Here is an 18,591-nt window from a genome sequence, read left to right on the forward strand (position 1 = left end):
ACTAGACATGATTGTAAATGCTATTCAAAAAATTGGATTTTATAGCAATGATTTCTCCTTGTGTCTCAAAATATTCAATAAAACTACTAAGGAACTTAAAATATGAAAAAATTATCGTGTACAGAGGATATCGCTGAAAAGCATCTTAAAAGCTCTGGTCATGATGTCAAAGTTACAGTAATTGACGATGGTTATGATATAGATGAGGAAATTCAAAAGTGGCTTTGGGCTGATACAGTGATTTATCAAATGCCAGGTTGGTGGATGGGTCCACCTTGGATTGTTAAAAAATATATCGATGAAGTATTCACCACAGGTCATGGTGTTATGTATGCTAGTGATGGTCGATCTAGACATGATGCTAGCAAAAAATATGGTTCTGGTGGTTTACTTCAGGGTAGAACATATATGTTCTCATTAACATGGAATGCTCCATTAGAGGCTTTTGTGGAGAAAGATCAGCTTTTTGAAGGTGTTGGAGTTGATGGGGTATACCTACACTTTCATAAAGCTCACAAATTCATAGGTATGAAAGGATTACCAACATTTATTGCAAACGATGTTATTAAAGATCCTAAAATTGAGGAGTATGCTGAGAATTATAAGAAGCATTTAAGTTTAGTTTTTGATAATTATTAATTTTAAAGATTCTACTCTGCAAGAATCATTACAGGGGCAGCATATGAAACATTATGAGAAAAACCACTTATTGGATGTAAACTACCACCAAAACCTAAGTTTGCTAGACTAAACATAACAACTACTGATAGAATTAACTTTTTCATTTTTATACCTTTTAATATTTTGATTTATTTTCTGAGAGTATTATGACAAAGAATTATTTTAATGTTAAATATATAGATTTTATAGTAGTTATAAATTTTTCTTATATGTTATTTTTTGCAATAAATTGCTATGCTACGAGGAGTATATATACCAAAAGTGGCCCATGCTATGATCAAATCTGAAGTTGTTTGCTCAGCATCAACTTTATAAATATTGTTGCTACCTTTACATATTTTACTAGCATTTATATCTGTTGAGGGTCCCATACCTAACAAGAAGGTATCTTTTTTATAATAAGTAGGCTTTTCTAATACTTGTTTAGGCTTTTCAAAATTTACAGTTTGTGTTGCACAGCCAGCTAGTATTATATATATGGTAAAAGTTATAATCTTCTTCATAAGGGCTACCCACAGTAAACATAAGTATGTCGAGGAGTTATTATACCTAAGGTTATCAATGATATTAGTCCATCCCACAGAAAAGGTTTTGTAAAAGTGACTTTTGCAACTTTCTCTTGATGTCCACCACATATATCAGCAGGAGTTACCTCTGATGTTTGTCCCAATCCACCTAGTATATAGATATTAGGAACTTTACCAATAATTGGTTGCCTATCTGGAGGAAGATTTTTGAAAGTAACGCTCTGATCAGCACAATTAGAAAGTAGTAAAATACTGAATCCTATCAGAAATATCCGAAAATATTGTAGAATGCAGTGTCTCATTTGTATCAATAAAAGTATTTATAATAAGGAAAATTGAGACTCTTCCTTAGTTTCTTTTTTCTCTTGTGAGTTACGTCTAGCTTTAACTGCATCGGCTAACATTTCAAGCATTTTGATTGTTTCATCAAAATCAACACACTTATCTGTTACACTTTGTCCATAAGTTAGAGGCTTATTATTAATATCCTGATTACCTGCAACAAGATTACTTTCAATCATAATACCAAATACATCATTACTAGTCTTAATTTGCTCACAAATATCTTCTAATACTGCGATTTGCTTAGTATGATCTTTTTTGCTGTTACCATGACTACAGTCAATCATAACTTTAGTATCAATTTCAGATTTTTTCAACTTTTCGATACAGTCATCAACATGCTCTTTGCTGAAGTTAGGTCCTGATGCTCCACCACGAAGAATTATATGACCGTTTTGATTGCCTTTAGTAGCAAAGATAGCTGTAGAGCCAGATTTTGTGGTACTCAAGAAATGATGAGGGTAAGTGGCTGATTTAATTGCATCTACAGCTACCTGAATATCTCCGTTTGTAGCATTCTTGAAACCAATAGAAGCAGAAAGACCTGAAGCAAGTTCTCTATGAACTTGGCTCTCAACAGTTCTAGCCCCAATAGCGCCCCAAGTGATAAGTTCTGCAAAATATTGAGGAGTAATTACATCTAAGAACTCTGTCCCACAAGGTAAGCCCATATTCGTAATTTCCGACAGCAAAGTACGTGCCATGCGAAGACCCTTATTGATATTATAAGAGTTATCAAGATCTGGATCATTAACTAGTCCTTTCCAACCTATAGTTGTACGAGGTTTTTCAAAGTACACTCGCATAATGATAAGGATTTCTTTTTGAAATTTTTTGACTTGTTCTTTTAGCTTTTTAGCATATTCTACGGCAGCTTCTGTGTCATGAATAGAGCAAGGTCCAACTATAACAGCAACTCTATCATCCTTACCATGAATAATTTCCGCCATTTCTTTACGAGACTTTTTGACAGTTTCATAAGAAGTCTTTAAAAGAGGTATATCTTGGATTAGAACTTCCGCTGGAATCAATACTTTTTCCTTTTTAATATTTATATTTGAGACTTTATCAAAGTTTTTATCACCTATCATTTAGAGATTTCCTTATAATTTTTATTCTTATTTTCTTTTACCAAAAAGACCTGGCATATTTCCCATACCTTGCATAGCAGACATACGTTTCATCATATTAGCCATACCTCCTTTTTTACCAACTACACTTTTCATCATTTTTTTCATTTGTGTATGTTGTTGTAGAAGTTTGTTAAGGTCTTGTATTGTTGTTCCAGATCCTTTAATAATTCTTTGTTTTCTACTGTGTTTAATTAATTCAGGTTTCTTACGCTCAAGTGGAGTCATTGAGTCTATCATAGCTTCAATTTTTTTGAACATTTCATCACCAACATTACCTGGCATATTCGCTGGCATATTTGGTAATTTAGACATGATTGAGCCAACACCACCCATACTTTTCATCTGTTGGATTTGGCCTTTAAAGTCTTCTAAGTCAAAGTTTTTACCACTTTTAAGCTTCTTAGTTAATTTTTCAGCAGATTTTTTTTCTGTTTTTTGCTCAATACTTTCAATCAAACTAAGAACATCACCCATTCCTAGTATTTTAGAAGCTACTCTATCTGGGTGGAATGGCTCTAATGCGTCTGTTTTTTCTCCAGTACCTAAAAACTTAATTGGCTTACCTGTGATTTCTCTAATTGAAAGAGCAGCACCACCTCTAGCATCACCATCAGTCTTTGTAAGAATAACACCTGTTAACTCTAAAGCATCATTGAATGCTTTGGCAGTAACAGCAGCATCTTGACCTGTCATACTATCTACAGTGAAGAATGTCTCTATTGGATTTGCAATTTTATGGATTTGTTTTATTTCATCCATCATATTACTATCAATATGCAATCTACCAGCAGTATCTATTATCAGAACATCTATTAATTTTGTTTTAGCAGTTTTAATAGCCTCTGTAACAATATAGTCAGGTTTCTGAGATACATCAGATTCAAAAAAATCTATGTTTAAACTATTTGCAAGAGTTCTTAATTGATCAATAGCAGCAGGGCGGTAAATATCGGCACTGACTACCATTGCTTTTTTCTTGTGTTGCTCTTTTAAATATTTAGCAAGCTTAGCTGTAGATGTTGTTTTACCAGCACCTTGTAAACCAGCCATTAGTATCACAGCAGGAGGCTGTGTTTTTAAGTTAATGGGTACAGCTTCTTCACCTAATGCTTTTTCTATTTCTTTCTTTACAAATGAAATGAATGTTTGGTCTGGTGTAAGGCTTTTTTTAACTTCTTCACCTATGGCTCTTTCTTTTATATTTTCTATAAATTTTTTGACCACTGGTAACGCAACATCTGCCTCCAAAAGAGAAACTCTGATGTCACGCAAGGCTGACTGTATATTTTCTTCTGTTAAAGACGTTTGTCCTTTTATCTTCTTAAATGAAGACTGTAATTTATCTGATAAACTAGTAAACATATTTCAATAAGTTTTCAGCTCTTATGAGCACAATTATCACAATAGAGAAAATATTAACATTTTTAGAATAAATATACTATCTAACAGACTATACTAAGAGCTATTATTAGGAATAATATTAAACATATAAGTATGTAAGTGTAATTTTTTGCTTTGATAAAAAAGATAAGTTCTAAAAGAATCCTTAAAACTGGCGTTACTATTATCAAAAATATTCCAAAATTAACGATATTTTTTGCAATTTCGCGACTTCCAAAAATAGCATCTATAGCACCTAGACAGATTATAAAAACAGCTAATGATAGATTTAATTTTATAACACGATATACGACATTATCTTTGATCATATCAATCCTTTAATTATCATTTGTAATGCTGAAATAAATAAAACTATAAAAAATGTAAGTCTTAAAACTCTTGTTGAAATATGAGGCATAATTTTAGAGCCTATAGTAGCCCCTAATAAAGTACCTAAAGCAACAGGGGCCGTTATAGAGCTATCAATATATCCTGCAAAATAATACGTTGAAGTCGCTGCAAATGCTGTAATACCCATAATGAAATTACTGGTAGATGCACTAACTTTAAAAGGTATTTTCATAACTTTATCCATAGCAATTACTTTAAAAATACCAGCACCAATGCCCAGCAACCCCCCAATAAATCCAGCGCAAGACATAAAAATAAAGCCAAGTATAGGGTGTTTGACACTATATTGATGCTTTATTTTATTTACAGTAAACGAGTCATTAAGTTGAAGTTTTTCAGCAATGATCGATACTTTAGTAGTCTTTTGAATAATATTATTATTTTGTTTCTTTTTTATAAAACTCAAAACAGCCACTACAAATAAAATTCCACCAAATATAAGGAATAATACTTGTGATTTTAGTGTTAGGGCTAGTTTAGCACCAAAAATAGCTCCTATAGCAGTTGCTAATGCTAAAAATAAACCTAGTTTTTCTTTGGTTAATCCATGAGATTTTAAAGAAATAAGAGATGTTGCAGTTGATGTACAGATTATAGCTACTAAAGATGCTCCTATAGCATAATGAAGAGGTACATCTAATACAGTTGATAGTAGAGGAGTTATTACCAAAGCTCCTCCAATACCGATGATAGCACCTATGCCGCCTCCTAAGACAGCTACTACAAATATTACTAGCTCAAAGAAAAAGAATTTTTCCACTATGGAATGCTTAAATATTGGAATTTTGATAATAAATTATAACCTTTTAATAACTATTTTTTCAAAAGATTTGAGTTTTTAAATAATTCCTTTTAAAATAGATGCTGTTTTGTGTAACTATTAAAAAGTAATTTAACCGGAGATGAGGCCAATATGGCAAAAGAAGATTGTATAGAAATGGAAGGAGTTGTTTTAGAAGCTCTTCCAAACACAATGTTTAGGGTAGAACTTGAGAATGGGCATGTTGTAACAGCCCATATCTCGGGTAAAATGAGAAAAAACTATATTCGTATATTAACTGGAGATAAGGTAGTAGTTGAAATAACTCCTTATGACTTAACTAAAGGTCGTATTAAGTTCCGTAGTAAATAATCCTCTTTATTTAATCTAGTCACTCATAAGCTTTATAGAAATTATAAGACCATATTCTCTAATACTAGAAGAATAGGGGTTATGATTGTCATCGTTAGGCCAATAGTTATAGCTAATGGAACTATTTTATTACCATAATTATTTCTAAGGATTGGTAAGCAGAAATCCATAGCTGTATTAGCAGCATATCCGACCATCTCTACAGAAAAGTATCGTTTGAGTAATGGTACCATCGCGATTACTAGTATTTCTCGTAAGAAATCAACCATAAATGTTATCATTCCGTAATATTCACCAATGAAGTCAGTATTTAAGACAACTGATAAAGAGTACCAGCCTAAGCCTGAGCTGATCATGATACTTTGTTTGACTGGTATATTAATCATATAACTGATCAAAATAGCTGAAATTATCGATGTTGCAATTACTATAACAACCACGGACATGGCTAATTTATTTTTAAAGAGACTTATAAGTGATATATTTTCAAATCTTAATAAACCACCAATAATCAGCATAAGAAGTAATAACATTACAAATACAATGTCGTTTATAAGTGAAGTAATATTTATGTTAATAATTTCACCTAGTACATAACCTATAACTAAATATATTAGATACTTGCTTGCTTTGAGGATTGTAATAAATAGATTTTCTTTAGCTTGAGTTATGTTATCAGATACAAAGTGAGCTTTTATACTAGGATCTTTCTTACAAAAAACAAAAATCCCTAATATATTAGCAACTGTAATAATTGTAATGTATATCAAACTTATACCTATAACTTCTAGAACTATAGTATTTGTATTAGTAAATATACTAAAATTATAACCTAGTAAAAAAATTATAGAAATTACAATAATGTCTAATGATAAGTTTATAAGTCTTATAACTTTTAATGATTGTGAGAAATTAAAAATATAATAGCCAATAATTAGGAATATAAAGAGAATTAATGATTCAAGCATTAGATATTTTTAAGTTTGATCTTTCTATAAACCATGAATAATACTACAGGAAGAATTGATAGTACAAAACATATTGATAACATTTGAATAAATTCAAAAGGATTTTGATATAAATTATCAGGCGGAATAAAACCAACTATTACACAAGAGATTGTTCCTACAATACCTAAAACACATACAAAAGTCATACCAAATTTACCGCCAGGGATATTAAAGTCCTCTGTATTTTTCATAGATTCTTTACTCGATAACTTTAGCTTCAGTGCTGCAAAGAACATCATCAGGTACATCAAAGAGTAAATTTGTGTACTTAAAGCAGTAAGAAGCCAATAGTAGGCTTGAACTGATGGTACAAGCTCTAGCAGAAGACATATTATTGTCATAATAACTGCTTGTAATATAAGGATACCACTTGGTACATCATGCTTATTAGTTTTGTCTAAAGCATCAGGTAAAAAATGATCGTCTGCAGCTTGTAACAAACCTCGAGCAGGTGAAATCATCCAGTTGATCATCGATCCTATAGAACCTATGAAGATCATTAATCCTAGAATATAGTAGAAAAACATAGGTATACCTAAGCTTTCTAGATAAATTTTAAAAGTTTTAATTGTTCCATGTACAACATCTATTTCAGATTGAGGGAATATGATCGCTACTGCTAAAGCACCTAATACCATCGTAAATACAATGAAAACCACTGAAATTAATAGAGCTAATGGGAATGTTTTTTTAGGGTTTGCAACATTTCTTATGTGAACTGTTGCTAATTCAAGTCCTAAAAAAGAAGCAATTATTGCTGTCAAACCCATCCAAGACTCGGTAGATGTAAAGCTAGGGATTAAATTACCTAATTCAAAATGAATGTTTATCGTATAGCTATTTAATAACCATATTAATGCGAAAATAACCATAAGCAGCATAGGTACCACCATACCAAAAAATGTACAGGCGCTTGCAAAAATCGCAGAAACACGTAAACCTTTGAGATTTAGGATAGTCAAAGACCAAAAAACTACTGTAATAAAAATAATAGTAAATTTAATATTCTGTGCTAGATCAGGATTGAATATATATGCAATAGTTCCTGCAATAAATGTAAGTATACTTGGGAACCATATTAAAGTATTGATCCATTGGAACCATATTGCCAACATTGCCACATTCGGACCAAAGGCTTTTTTTACCCAACCATACACACCTTCTTCACCCTTGGCAGTATATGTTGCTGTCATTTCCGCTGATACTAAAGCTACAGGAGCTAGAAACAAAAATACTGCGACAATAAAAAAGAAAAATATATAAGTTCCTGAAGTAGCAGTAGAAGGAAGGTTTCTTATATTATCAATTGCTCCTGTCATTAATAATATAAGCAGAATTAAACCAATTTTTTCTTTTCCGGTTGAGTTTGATACCATGGGTTATATATGAACTAATTATACGATAGATTTATATTAACCTAACCAGATATATATTATCAATATTTTATGCGATGTATAAAGGCATTACTTGAAAAAGTTTTTCAAGGGTCTGCAATGCATTTTTATTGTCAACTTTTATAACTAGTCTATCTCCATCATTAATGAGAGAATTATCAGTAAAAAATTTAGGAGTATTATCATCTTTCATAATTGCTAATATTTGTAAGCCACTTGGCAGTTTTAGATCTGTTATTTTTTTGCCAATAACTGTAGACATGTTTTCTTGACCATGTACTTTTAGCTCTACAAACATCTCCTCACTATCTTCAACCTCATACATTTTAAGCATATCTACCTGAGTTAGAAACGCTTTGATTGTTGTGTATGAGAAATTATGAGGAGAAATTGAGATATCTATAAGTTTCAAATCTCTTGTTATGTCATAGTATTCAGAACTATTTACAGTAGCAACTGTTTTTTGAGCACCAAGTTTTTTTGCCAAAATTGACGACATAATATTTATCTCATCGGAGTTAGTTAACGCGAAAAACATATCTGCTTCATCAATACCCTCAGCAACTAATAAATTATTATTTACAGGGTTGTAATGTAAAATTGTAGACTTTGATAACTCATTCAGAGCAAATTCACACTTTTCAGCATTAGGATCAATCATTTTTATTATATAGCCTTTATTTTCCAATGATTTTGCAAGGGTGATACTTGCATAGTTAATCCCAGCAATGAAAATCTTTCTAATATTTGCTTTTTTAGGCTGAAAAATTGATAGAATTTGAGAAGAGTATGCTTTTTCTGACAAATACATAACTCTATCACCTGGTTCAACTAGAATATCAGTGTCGTCTATATCTAACTTTTTACCATTTCTATGTACTGAAATTATGTCAACTTTAATATCACCTAAACCTAAGTATATATCTTTAACAGACAAGCCTATTAGCGGTGAGTCTTGTGAAACCTCAACTCCAACCAGTTGGATACGCTTATCAAAAAATGATGAAATAAAATACGCCCCTGATAAAAAAATTAGCTGTTCTAGTCTCTTAGTCGTTTCAAAAAATGATTTTATAACTAAGTCGATATTATTAAGCAGTTTTGGGAATCTATTATATTCTGTATCACGGATTCGAGCTATTTTGTATGGAGTCTTATAAAGTTTATAAGCCATATCACATACAGCTATATTGGTTGTATCATTAGATGTTACCGCTATGATCATATCTGTATCTTTAAAATTAGCTTCCATCATTATGTTAGGTTTTGTAACATCTCCAATAATCGTTTGGACATCAAAAGCAGAAGATATAAACCCAAGTTTTTCTTCATCTAAATCAATTATCGAAACCTGATGATCCAGACTTAATCTCTGTGTTAAATATATTCCAAGTTGTCCTGCGCCTAAAATAGCTATTCTCATAATTAGTTGTTATAATAACAAATGTAGTATTTAACTATTTACAAATACTAGTCTAAGGTTTAAAAATAATCAATTTTTTAATTTACTTTAAGCGTTATAAATATTATTATATTCACAATATGATACTAAATTAGTATAGATTAGAGTTAATTATGCTAAAAATAAGTAAATTACTCGACTACGGTTTGCTAGTAGTTGTAACAATTGCTGAAAATAACTCAAATCCTTATAGTGCTGCAAAAATTGCAGAAACCACGGGACTGAATATTCCTACAGTAAGAAAGTTGTTAAATCAGCTTTCAATATCAAATATTGTAGTCTCAAAGCGCGGTATAGAAGGTGGATACACACTTGTTGATGATCCTCAAAATATTACTGTATTAGATGTGGTTAGATCTGTAGAAAAGGATGTAAATCTTACAGAGTGTTGTGATTTACAAAAAAAGTGTAGTATAGGAAACTGTACTGTAAGTAGTTATTGGAAAGTGTTGAATAACCAACTGTTAGATTTACTTTCAAAAACATCAATCTATGATATTGTCAACAAGAAGGGCAAAAGTTAAGATATGAGCGAAAATTTAGATAAAATCATTGAACAAGATTATGAGCATGGTTTTGTAACTGAAGTAGAAGCTGAGACTATCGATGCAGGTCTTAATGAAGATGTAATCCGTCTGATATCTGCGCGAAAAAACGAACCTGAATTTCTACTAGAGTGGCGCCTCAAAGCGTATCATAAATGGCTAGAAATGAAATCACCGAAATGGGCAGATTTGAACTATCCTCCGATTGATTTTCAAGCCATAAGCTATTATTCATCGCCAAAATCATTAAAAGATCATCCTAAAAGTTTAGACGAGGTAGATCCAGAAATTATTGATACATATAACAAGCTCGGTATTCCTTTGCATGAGCAAGAGATGCTAGCTGGAGTTAAAAACATAGCTGTTGACGCTGTATTTGATTCAGTTTCAGTTGTAACAACATTCAAAGAAAAATTAGCTGAAGCAGGGGTAATATTTTGTCCTATTTCAGAAGCTGTACAAAAGCACCCTGAACTGGTGCAAAAATACCTAGGTTCTGTAGTACCTCAAGGTGATAACTTTTTTGCAGCTTTAAATTCTGCGGTTTTTAGTGATGGCTCATTTGTATATATTCCTAAAGGTGTGACTTGCCCTATGGAACTGTCAACATACTTCAGAATAAATGCAATGAATACAGGACAGTTTGAAAGAACATTAATTGTTGCAGATGAAGGCAGTTATGTTAGTTATTTAGAAGGATGTACTGCACCAATGCGTGATGAAAATCAGCTTCATGCAGCAGTGGTTGAGTTAGTAGCCTTAGATGGGGCTGAAATTAAGTATTCTACAGTACAAAATTGGTATCCAGGAGATAAAGAAGGTAAAGGTGGTATATACAACTTTGTTACTAAGAGAGGTGTTTGTCATAAGAACGCAAAAATCTCTTGGACACAAGTTGAAACCGGCTCTGCTATTACATGGAAATACCCTTCAGTAGTATTACGTGGAGATAACTCAATTGGTGAATTCTATTCTGTAGCCTTAACTCGTCACGCTCAACAAGCTGATACTGGTACGAAAATGATTCATCTTGGCAAAAATACTAAGAGTACGATTATCTCAAAAGGTATTTCTGCAGGTAAAGCTTCTCAAGCTTATAGAGGGCTCGTGAGAATATCGCCTAATGCCTCTAATGCTAGAAACTTTTCTCAATGCGACTCATTACTCATAGGGCATAATTGTGGTGCACATACATACCCGTATATAGAAAATAAGAGCAACTCATCTCAAATCGAACATGAAGCTACAACTTCAAAGATCTCTGATGATCAGCTTTTCTATTGTAAGCAAAGAGGTCTTTCGGAAGAAGATGCAATTGCTATGATTGTTAATGGTTTTTGTAAAGAAGTATTTAAAAAGTTACCACTTGAGTTTGCAGTTGAAGCTCAAAAACTAATGGAAGTTAGTTTAGAAGGTGCTGTTGGTTAAACTTTAGAATTATATAAGTTAAAAGGTTAATAAAATGTTATTAGAAATTAAAGATTTACATGTAAGTGTTGGCGAACAAAAGAAACAGATTCTAAAAGGCTTAAATCTAAAAGTTAACAAAGGTGAAGTCCATGCAATTATGGGACCTAATGGAGCTGGTAAAAGTACACTAAGTAATGTTTTAGCTGGTAAAGATGGCTATGAGATTACTCAAGGGTCGATAACATTTAACGGTAAAGATTTAGATGATCTATCTATATCCGAAAGAGCCGCAGCAGGTATCTTTTTAAGCTTACAGTATCCTATTGAGATTCCTGGTGTTAGTAATGTTCAATTTTTAAAGACAGCTGTAAATAGCATTAGAAAGCAAAATGGCGAAGAAGAAATCAATGCTATAGATTTTATGAAAAAGCTAAAAGCAAATATGCAAGTTCTAAAAATAGATCAGAAATACATGTCGCGTGGAGTTAATGAAGGCTTCTCAGGTGGAGAGAAAAAACGTAATGAAATGCTACAACTAATGATGCTTGAACCTAAGCTTGCTATCTTAGATGAAACTGATTCTGGACTAGATATTGATGCTCTTCAGGTGGTATCTCAAGGTGCAAATAATATGAGATCTGACGATAGAAGCTTTTTGGTAATTACTCACTACCAAAGACTCTTAGATCATATACAACCTGATTTTGTTCATGTTTTAGCTGATGGTAAAATTGTCAAAACAGGTGGTAAAGAGCTAGCTCTTGAGCTAGAAGAAAAAGGATATTCTTGGTTAAATAGCTAAAGGTTGATAATAATGTTAATAGATAATAAATCTCTACCAACTACTAGACAAGAAAGCTGGAAATATACTAACTTAGCTACTATATATAGCAAAAGTGGCATATCTGAAATGCTTAAAGATTCTCCTAAATCTAAAGATTATTTAGAAGGTTTTAAATTTGATACGGAAGAAAATGTTGTAATAATACTAGATGGTGTTTTAGCTATTGATTACAACAAAAAACTGAATCATATTAGTGCTTTAGAGCTACATAGAGATCAAAGAACTATGTCTAAGTTAGCAATAGAAAATTCTAAACACTTGGCTATAAGTATACCTAAAGATACTAAAGATTCTTTAAGTCTAATTTTTATAAATACTGATATGGCTAAAGATAAGCTAACAAATATATCTCTAAAATTAGACGTTGATATGTTTGCAAATCTAGATTTAGATATCGACTTTGTCAGTCTTACAGAAAATTCAGCCATAAACCTGTTTTTAGACATAAATATTGCAGAATCAGCAAAAGTAAACTTCACAAACAATGCTGATAATCCAAATAATACTCAGTTAATTACTACAGCTAATTATCTAATCAATTTAGATCGCGCTGCTGAATTTAATGGATTTAACTTATTGAATAAGGATGCACTTCTTAGAAATGATTTTGTAGTAAATCTAAATAAGCCGTACTCTAGATTTGATATCAGAGGATTATATTTAGTAAATGATAATGCTATTGCTAATGCATGTTTTTTAGTTAATCATAATGCATCTCACACATATAGTAATGTAAACTTCCGAGGTGTAGCTAATGGTAGCTCTAAAGCATGGTTTAATGCAAAAGCAGTCGTAAATAAAGGTATAGAGCAAATTCAAGCTTTTCAGAACAATAAAAATATTCAATTAAGTAATAAAGCTGAGATTAATACAAAACCAGAATTAGAGATCTTCTCTGATGATGTAGTGTGTACACATGGTGCAACAATAGGGGAGCTTGATAAAGATGCTCTTTTTTATTTACAGTCTAGAGGGTTGTCTTTAGAAAGTGCTCAGCATTTACTTTTAGAGAGCTTTGTTAAATCTCAATTAACATCAGATGATTTCCCATTTGAAAATGAAATGAAAGAGCAAATCTTAGAGGCATTAGATGATATTCTTCACGATATAATATAATTCTTAGAAACAATTGCTACATTTGAACCTGATTAATATCTCATTATCTGCTAGACTAAATTTATATAAGTGTTTTCTAAAGGACGTATATATGAAAAAGTTAGTTCCATTTTGTTTGATTGGGTTTGTTAGCTCTGTCTCTCTTGCCGTAGCAGCATCAGATAACTGTGCCGAGTACAACATCATTAAGTATACAACTCAAGGTGAAACCACGATAAAGAGTGATAGCATACTTGTCGAAGTGACTGGTTATGCAACAACTTCATTAGATAAACAAAATAGTATAGAAAATCAAATTACAGATAGTATCAACAACATTGTAAAGTCTGACTGGAAAGTCAAAAACATTGAACAAAATACTAACAATAGCGGTGCTATCAATATTACGATACAACTTCAATCTAGAATTTCTCAAAGTGATTTGAATAAGTTACAACAAGCAATTGAAAATCAAGACAGATCTTCTGGAAAAAGATTAGCTGTAAAAGTATTAGATTATAATCCTCCTGCTAAAGAAGTCGAGGCTGCAAAACAAAAACTTATGATACAACTTTTTAAGGATACAAAGGATTATCTTACTAATTTTAATAAACAGACTAATAGTAACTATATTATTCAATCAGTACAATATATTGATACAGACGGATATAAGCCTAGAAATACAGTTATGTTAATGAAAACAGCAGCTTATAATGAAAATGATACAAATAGCTATAATCCAGTAGCTGTATCTCAGGATATTAATATAAGAGCAAATGTAACATTTATGGAGAGATAGTATGGCATTAAGCAAAGTAATAAAGACTGATGAAGCTAACTTTGATAAATTAATAAGTAGTTCTGCAAAACCTATATTAGTAGACTTTTATGCAGATTGGTGCGGTCCTTGTAAGACTTTATCACCGATACTTGATCAGCTATCAAAAGATTATACAGGAGCTGTGATTGTCAAAGTCAATGTTGATGATAATCAAAGTCTAGCAGCTAAATTTGGTATAAGAAGTATACCAACTATGATAATTTTCAAAGCCGGTCAGCCCGTAGAAACGCTTACTGGTGTTCATACAGGTAGCCAATTAGAGCAAAAGCTAAAGGCTTATGAGTAATAAACCTAATTTAGATCTTTGTGAATGGTATTTTACAACTAAATTTGAAGTCCCTATATTACCTAGCAGGTATCCTAACCAATTTGCGATTATTACAGCATACAATCCATTTAATCAGCTTCTTGAAGATCAAGAAAATTTAGCTAGAAACCAAATATTAAGAAATCAACTAGAAAAGTCATATAGTTGGGTCTATGCAATTAATGGTTTTGATAAGTCATCTAAGCACAAAGAAAATGGTTTTATGTTTGATGCTAAATCGCTTCATGAAGCTTGTAATTTAGGTGCGGAATTTTCGCAGGATGCGATCTATTATGTAATTAATGATACTTTATATGTTTCAAAATGTGAAAAATCAAAAAGAAAGCTCACGAAAGTAGGGGACTTTCAAAGCAGAATTTATTCATTTTTATAAAATAGCTTATAACATAATGAAAATAAAATAATTAAACTAATCCCTGAATAAATAACCATGCGTTGATCAGGATCCCAAAACATTCCTAATATTACACAAAAATTAAACAATATGCTCAAATATGGGATTAGTGGAAAAGCCCATGCTTTGAATTTAAGATTTTTAGTTTGTTCTGAAGAAAGAGATTTTCTAAAGTAGATATGACATAAACTAATAATTATCCAAATCATACATCCAACCATACCTGAAGATGAAACTACGAGTATAAATATTTTCTCAGCACCAACAAATTTTGTAATCAAACAAAGACAAGAAAGTATAGCTACAAATATGACGCCATATATCGGAACTTGTTTTTTGCTAAGTTTTGTAAATATTTTTGGTGCTTGTTTATCTGAAGCCATAGACCACATAAGCCTTGCACAAGTATAAAAACACGAGTTTACAGCTGATAAACTTGCTGTAAGAATCACAAGTTGCATAATGGTATCAACATACTTAATATTGACTAGTTGCAACACTGTAATAAAAGGAGTATTAGCTACGCTAGAGTCTTTATATGGAATAATATAGGCTATTATGAATGATGATAATACAAAAAAGAGTAATATTCTAATAGCTACACTTTTTATTGCTTTACGAATATTTCTTTCGGGATTACTTGTCTCTCCCGCAGCAATACCAACTAGTTCGGCTCCTTGGAATGTACATACTATAATAACTAAACCAAATAAAAATGCTTTGTATCCATTTGGAAATAAACCATCTGCATAGAAATTTACTAAGCCTGAAATTGGCTTATTGGTATTTAAATATCCTGTTATAATCCCAATACCAATTAATATGAATACTATAATAGTTATGATTTTTATTGCAGATAACCAAAACTCAATTTCTGCGAAGACTTTTACGGCACATAAATTTAATAAACTTATGATAAATATAGTAACTATACAAAACTGCCAAACGCTAATAGCAGGGTAAAAGTTATGACATATAATTCCAGCAGCAATAAGACCTCCAGCTGCTGCTGTAAGCCAATTTATTAGGTATAACCAGCCAGTCAAAAAGCCTGAGTATGGCGAAATAAATCTAGTAGCATAGTTTTGAAAGGAACCACTTACAGGTATCTCTATAGCCATTTCTGCAAGACTTATCATTACTAGCATCATGATTATTCCACCAATTAGAAATCCTAGTACAGTACCAAATGCACCAACTGAGTTTAGAATACTACCTATACCAAGAAAAAAACTTGCTGAGATAGTACCTCCAAGAGATATCATAACTATATGGCGTGATAATATATCTCTTTTTAAATTATTCTTGTCGTCCATATTAAAAACTTCAGAAATATTTCAACTATATGAATTATTCCATAACCTAAGTCTTTAACAAAATATTTAAATATCAAAATAATAAGAAATATTAATTAGCAAAACTAATTGTGTGATTTACTGATACTTAATTATTATATAAAATAATCAACATGCTTAATTATACATTTAGTCCAAAATGATAAACTCTATATCTCCAGAAACAATGATGCTCATTATACAAATATGTGCAGTAGCTTTAATAATTACATCTTTGATTGTTTCAGTTTTATTTATTTTATCGCAACAGAAATTAGCAAAAGCTTTAGTTACTGTAAATAGTGGTGAGCAAATACACCCAGCATGGTTATGGACTCAACTAATACCAATATGGTCATATATAGCATTAGTGGTAACAGCTGTAAAGTTAGATGAGCAAACTAAATTATATAATCAAACGCACGAAAAAAAATTAAAATTTAAAGCTTCACTTGTATATTGGTATGTGGGATTGACTTTATTAAATATAGTTCCCGTAATCAATATAATAGTAGGCATAGCAACAATTGTTATATTTATAATAATTTGGGCAAATATAACTAAATCAACTAAGATTATTACTGCTGAATAATAAAATATACAAATTCGCATAATATATATTATGTTAAATTACATACTTATCTTCTAGATCATTAATTTATATTCTAACCTTTTCACAAAATGCTTAATTATTGACTGATACTAACTATCGTATGAGTAATCTTGTTGTAACATCGTTATTACTTCTAAACTTGCAGGAAGAAACTTATAATTATTAAGCTCAAGGATGTTTATACATTTTAATTGCTGGTTTTCCTTAGCATAAGGTTTACCTTCATAATCCTTAATTATAAAAAACTCTAGATTAACTTCATCGTTATATTTATTTATATGCTTTTTGCGAAAATAAAAACTTACTGATTTGGCTATTATGCCAACTTCTTCATAAACCTCTCTTCTTATACATTGTTCAAAAGTTTCATTTTTTTCTACCTTACCACCAGGAAATTCCCAGTAGTCACTATAGCTTTGAAACTTTTGTCTTAGACTTATATAGACTTTAGCACTTTGTTCATCTAAAATTATCGCCACTGCGGCATTTATTTTTGCCATTTTTTACAAAAAATTTTTATACTTAAGAAATATAATATGTTCCAAAACCACAAAAGTGAAATTTTATTAGCAACTCCACTTATCAAAGATGATGCTATATTTACTAAATCTGTAATTTATCTATGCCAAAATGATCGTCATGGTGCTATGGGTTTGATTATCAATAAACCTTTAAGTGATACACTAAAAGATGTCTTTGAAGAATTAGAGATTCCTCATAGCAATACATTTAATGAGATTTTAGATTACCCTCTTTATATGGGTGGTCCTATTAGCCCTCATAAAATTATGATTTTGCATACTACAAATGGTAGAAACTATAGCTCTACAATTAAACTAGATGAAGGTCTTGCTATAACTGCTTCTATGGATATTCTGGAAGATTTAGCAAATAATATTTTACCTGAGTATTTTCTACCAGTAGTTGGCTATAGTTGCTGGACTGCTGACCAACTCACGGATGAAATAAAATCCAATGATTGGATTGTAACAAGTAAATTAAGCAAAAAAATATTATTTAATCATGAGAATAAAGTAAAATGGCAAAACCATATTGAACATGCTGGCTATACTTTACAAAGCCTAGATAGTTTATTCAAAAACATAGGGAATTGCTAATGTTTCAATCTTTAATAGCAATAGATTATGGTAAAGCTAGAATTGGATTAGCTAGTGGTCAAATGATTACCAAAACAGCTACTCCTATAGGTACAGTTGAAGCCTATGATGGGGTGCCTAACTGGGTTGAGCTTGATAAGATTGTTAAACGCTGGAATCCTTCTGATATTATTATAGGATTACCATTAGATACTCAAGATTTTGAAACAGATATTACAAAAGCAGCTAAAGATTTTGCTAAAGAAGTTAAAGAACGCTATAAAAGAAATGTTCATCTTATCAATGAAGCATATTCAACTCGTGAAGCAAGATGGCGTTTAGAAGAAGTAAAAAGTAAAAAAGTATCACATATAAAAGTAGATGCCTTGGCAGCTTGTGTAATCTTAGAAACTTGGATGGCAGAGAATTAAGCTTATTTTAGATAAATACTGTTAAATATTTCTTTTGGGCTAAGTAAATACTATATCATAACTCTGTACACGATAATTTTTTCATATTTTAAGTTCCTTAGTAGTTTTATTGAATATTTTGAGACACAAGGAGAAATCATTGCTATAAAATCCAATTTTTTGAATAGCATTTACAATCATGTCTAGT

24 protein-coding genes are annotated in these 18,591 nt (G+C 31.2%); 12 read left to right on the forward strand and 12 right to left on the reverse strand.

Translation table 11 applies throughout. The features are described from left to right. The first annotated feature begins 102 nt into the window (after nt 1-102). Complete coding sequence (locus F3D57_RS09145; RefSeq protein WP_150466018.1) at nt 103-639, forward strand: NAD(P)H-dependent oxidoreductase; 537 nt, start codon at nt 103-105, stop codon at nt 637-639. Nucleotides 640-650: 11 nt separating this feature from the next. Here the strand turns inward: F3D57_RS09145 and F3D57_RS10450 are convergent, their stop codons facing one another. From F3D57_RS10450 to F3D57_RS09175, 7 genes are all read right to left on the reverse strand, one after another. Further along, on the reverse strand, nt 651-785 hold the full coding sequence (locus F3D57_RS10450; protein WP_013923104.1) for a hypothetical protein: 135 nt from the start codon (nt 783-785) through the stop codon (nt 651-653). A gap of 108 nt (nt 786-893) precedes the next feature. Beyond that, complete coding sequence (locus F3D57_RS09150; RefSeq protein WP_013923105.1) at nt 894-1,184, reverse strand: Bor/Iss family lipoprotein; 291 nt, start codon at nt 1,182-1,184, stop codon at nt 894-896. Between the two features lie 5 nt (nt 1,185-1,189). Next, entirely contained in the window at nt 1,190-1,510 is a 321-nt protein-coding gene (locus F3D57_RS09155) for a Bor/Iss family lipoprotein (protein WP_150466020.1), read from the reverse strand. Nucleotides 1,511-1,528: 18 nt separating this feature from the next. Beyond that, complete coding sequence (locus F3D57_RS09160) at nt 1,529-2,641, reverse strand: 3-deoxy-7-phosphoheptulonate synthase (RefSeq protein ID WP_149368261.1); 1,113 nt, start codon at nt 2,639-2,641, stop codon at nt 1,529-1,531. A gap of 27 nt (nt 2,642-2,668) precedes the next feature. After that, nucleotides 2,669-4,045, reverse strand: a complete 1,377-nt coding sequence (ffh, locus tag F3D57_RS09165; RefSeq protein WP_150466021.1) for a signal recognition particle protein — start codon at nt 4,043-4,045, stop codon at nt 2,669-2,671. Between the two features lie 80 nt (nt 4,046-4,125). Beyond that, nucleotides 4,126-4,392: a DUF1634 domain-containing protein gene (locus tag F3D57_RS09170; protein WP_149368260.1), complete on the reverse strand. Its 267-nt coding sequence runs from the start codon at nt 4,390-4,392 to the stop codon at nt 4,126-4,128. Then, the gene (locus F3D57_RS09175) at nt 4,389-5,234 is read right to left on the reverse strand and encodes a sulfite exporter TauE/SafE family protein (RefSeq protein WP_150466022.1); all 846 of its coding nucleotides are present in this window, start codon (nt 5,232-5,234) and stop codon (nt 4,389-4,391) included. The genes F3D57_RS09170 and F3D57_RS09175 overlap by 4 nt, the downstream gene beginning before the upstream one ends. 153 nt (nt 5,235-5,387) lie before the next feature. On the opposite strand from F3D57_RS09175, the gene infA reads away from it, so the two are divergent. After that, on the forward strand, nt 5,388-5,606 hold the full coding sequence (infA, locus tag F3D57_RS09180; protein ID WP_004287780.1) for a translation initiation factor IF-1: 219 nt from the start codon (nt 5,388-5,390) through the stop codon (nt 5,604-5,606). A 41-nt stretch (nt 5,607-5,647) separates the two neighbouring features. Here infA and F3D57_RS09185 read toward each other — a convergent pair whose 3' ends face one another. The 3 genes from F3D57_RS09185 to trkA form a co-directional block, all read right to left on the reverse strand. Beyond that, entirely contained in the window at nt 5,648-6,574 is a 927-nt protein-coding gene (locus F3D57_RS09185; RefSeq protein WP_150466023.1) for a lysine exporter LysO family protein, read from the reverse strand. Next, nucleotides 6,574-7,992 (reverse strand): APC family permease, encoded by a 1,419-nt coding sequence (locus tag F3D57_RS09190; RefSeq protein ID WP_150466024.1) that lies wholly within the window; start codon nt 7,990-7,992, stop codon nt 6,574-6,576. Before F3D57_RS09190 ends, F3D57_RS09185 begins: the two co-directional genes overlap by 1 nt. A 67-nt stretch (nt 7,993-8,059) precedes the next feature. Further along, entirely contained in the window at nt 8,060-9,433 is a 1,374-nt protein-coding gene (trkA, locus tag F3D57_RS09195; protein ID WP_150466025.1) for a Trk system potassium transporter TrkA, read from the reverse strand. 152 nt (nt 9,434-9,585) lie between these two features. Here trkA and F3D57_RS09200 point away from each other — a divergent pair, with 152 nt between their 5' ends. The 7 genes from F3D57_RS09200 to F3D57_RS09230 all read left to right on the forward strand — a co-directional run bounded on the left by F3D57_RS09200 (nt 9,586) and on the right by F3D57_RS09230 (nt 14,908). Next, a complete protein-coding gene (locus F3D57_RS09200; RefSeq protein WP_013923114.1) occupies nt 9,586-9,996 on the forward strand; it encodes an SUF system Fe-S cluster assembly regulator in 411 nt (136 codons plus the stop codon). 3 nt (nt 9,997-9,999) lie between these two features. Continuing rightward, nucleotides 10,000-11,445, forward strand: a complete 1,446-nt coding sequence (gene sufB / locus F3D57_RS09205; protein ID WP_146421386.1) for a Fe-S cluster assembly protein SufB — start codon at nt 10,000-10,002, stop codon at nt 11,443-11,445. A 34-nt stretch (nt 11,446-11,479) separates the two neighbouring features. Then, complete coding sequence (gene sufC / locus F3D57_RS09210) at nt 11,480-12,229, forward strand: Fe-S cluster assembly ATPase SufC (RefSeq protein ID WP_013923116.1); 750 nt, start codon at nt 11,480-11,482, stop codon at nt 12,227-12,229. A 12-nt stretch (nt 12,230-12,241) separates the two neighbouring features. Then, entirely contained in the window at nt 12,242-13,387 is a 1,146-nt protein-coding gene (sufD, locus tag F3D57_RS09215) for a Fe-S cluster assembly protein SufD (protein ID WP_146421385.1), read from the forward strand. A 91-nt stretch (nt 13,388-13,478) separates the two neighbouring features. Continuing rightward, nucleotides 13,479-14,165 carry a hypothetical protein gene (locus F3D57_RS09220; RefSeq protein WP_150466026.1) on the forward strand — a complete coding sequence of 229 codons (687 nt, stop codon included), beginning with the start codon at nt 13,479-13,481 and terminating at the stop codon, nt 14,163-14,165. A gap of 1 nt (nt 14,166) precedes the next feature. Continuing rightward, a complete protein-coding gene (gene trxA / locus F3D57_RS09225; RefSeq protein ID WP_150466027.1) occupies nt 14,167-14,493 on the forward strand; it encodes a thioredoxin in 327 nt (108 codons plus the stop codon). Then, nucleotides 14,486-14,908 carry a DUF3293 domain-containing protein gene (locus F3D57_RS09230; protein WP_150466028.1) on the forward strand — a complete coding sequence of 141 codons (423 nt, stop codon included), beginning with the start codon at nt 14,486-14,488 and terminating at the stop codon, nt 14,906-14,908. Before trxA ends, F3D57_RS09230 begins: the two co-directional genes overlap by 8 nt. On the opposite strand, the gene F3D57_RS09235 is transcribed toward F3D57_RS09230, so the two are convergent. Then, complete coding sequence (locus tag F3D57_RS09235) at nt 14,893-16,245, reverse strand: amino acid permease (protein WP_150466029.1); 1,353 nt, start codon at nt 16,243-16,245, stop codon at nt 14,893-14,895. The two genes, F3D57_RS09230 and F3D57_RS09235, sit on opposite strands and share 16 nt — an antisense overlap. 178 nt (nt 16,246-16,423) lie before the next feature. Between F3D57_RS09235 and F3D57_RS09240 the strand changes: the two genes are divergently transcribed. Then, entirely contained in the window at nt 16,424-16,855 is a 432-nt protein-coding gene (locus tag F3D57_RS09240; protein ID WP_150466030.1) for a hypothetical protein, read from the forward strand. Nucleotides 16,856-16,965: 110 nt separating this feature from the next. On the opposite strand, the gene F3D57_RS09245 is transcribed toward F3D57_RS09240, so the two are convergent. Beyond that, nucleotides 16,966-17,376 carry a (deoxy)nucleoside triphosphate pyrophosphohydrolase gene (locus tag F3D57_RS09245; protein WP_013923123.1) on the reverse strand — a complete coding sequence of 137 codons (411 nt, stop codon included), beginning with the start codon at nt 17,374-17,376 and terminating at the stop codon, nt 16,966-16,968. Nucleotides 17,377-17,412: 36 nt separating this feature from the next. Between F3D57_RS09245 and F3D57_RS09250 the strand changes: the two genes are divergently transcribed. Then, complete coding sequence (locus tag F3D57_RS09250; RefSeq protein WP_150464238.1) at nt 17,413-17,994, forward strand: YqgE/AlgH family protein; 582 nt, start codon at nt 17,413-17,415, stop codon at nt 17,992-17,994. Next, nucleotides 17,994-18,404, forward strand: a complete 411-nt coding sequence (gene ruvX, locus F3D57_RS09255; RefSeq protein WP_150466031.1) for a Holliday junction resolvase RuvX — start codon at nt 17,994-17,996, stop codon at nt 18,402-18,404. The genes F3D57_RS09250 and ruvX overlap by 1 nt, the downstream gene beginning before the upstream one ends. Nucleotides 18,405-18,591 lie beyond the last annotated feature (187 nt).

The sequence above is a fragment of the Francisella sp. SYW-2 genome (assembly GCF_008711475.1).
GTDB classification, from domain to species: Bacteria; Pseudomonadota; Gammaproteobacteria; order Francisellales; family Francisellaceae; genus Francisella; species Francisella salimarina.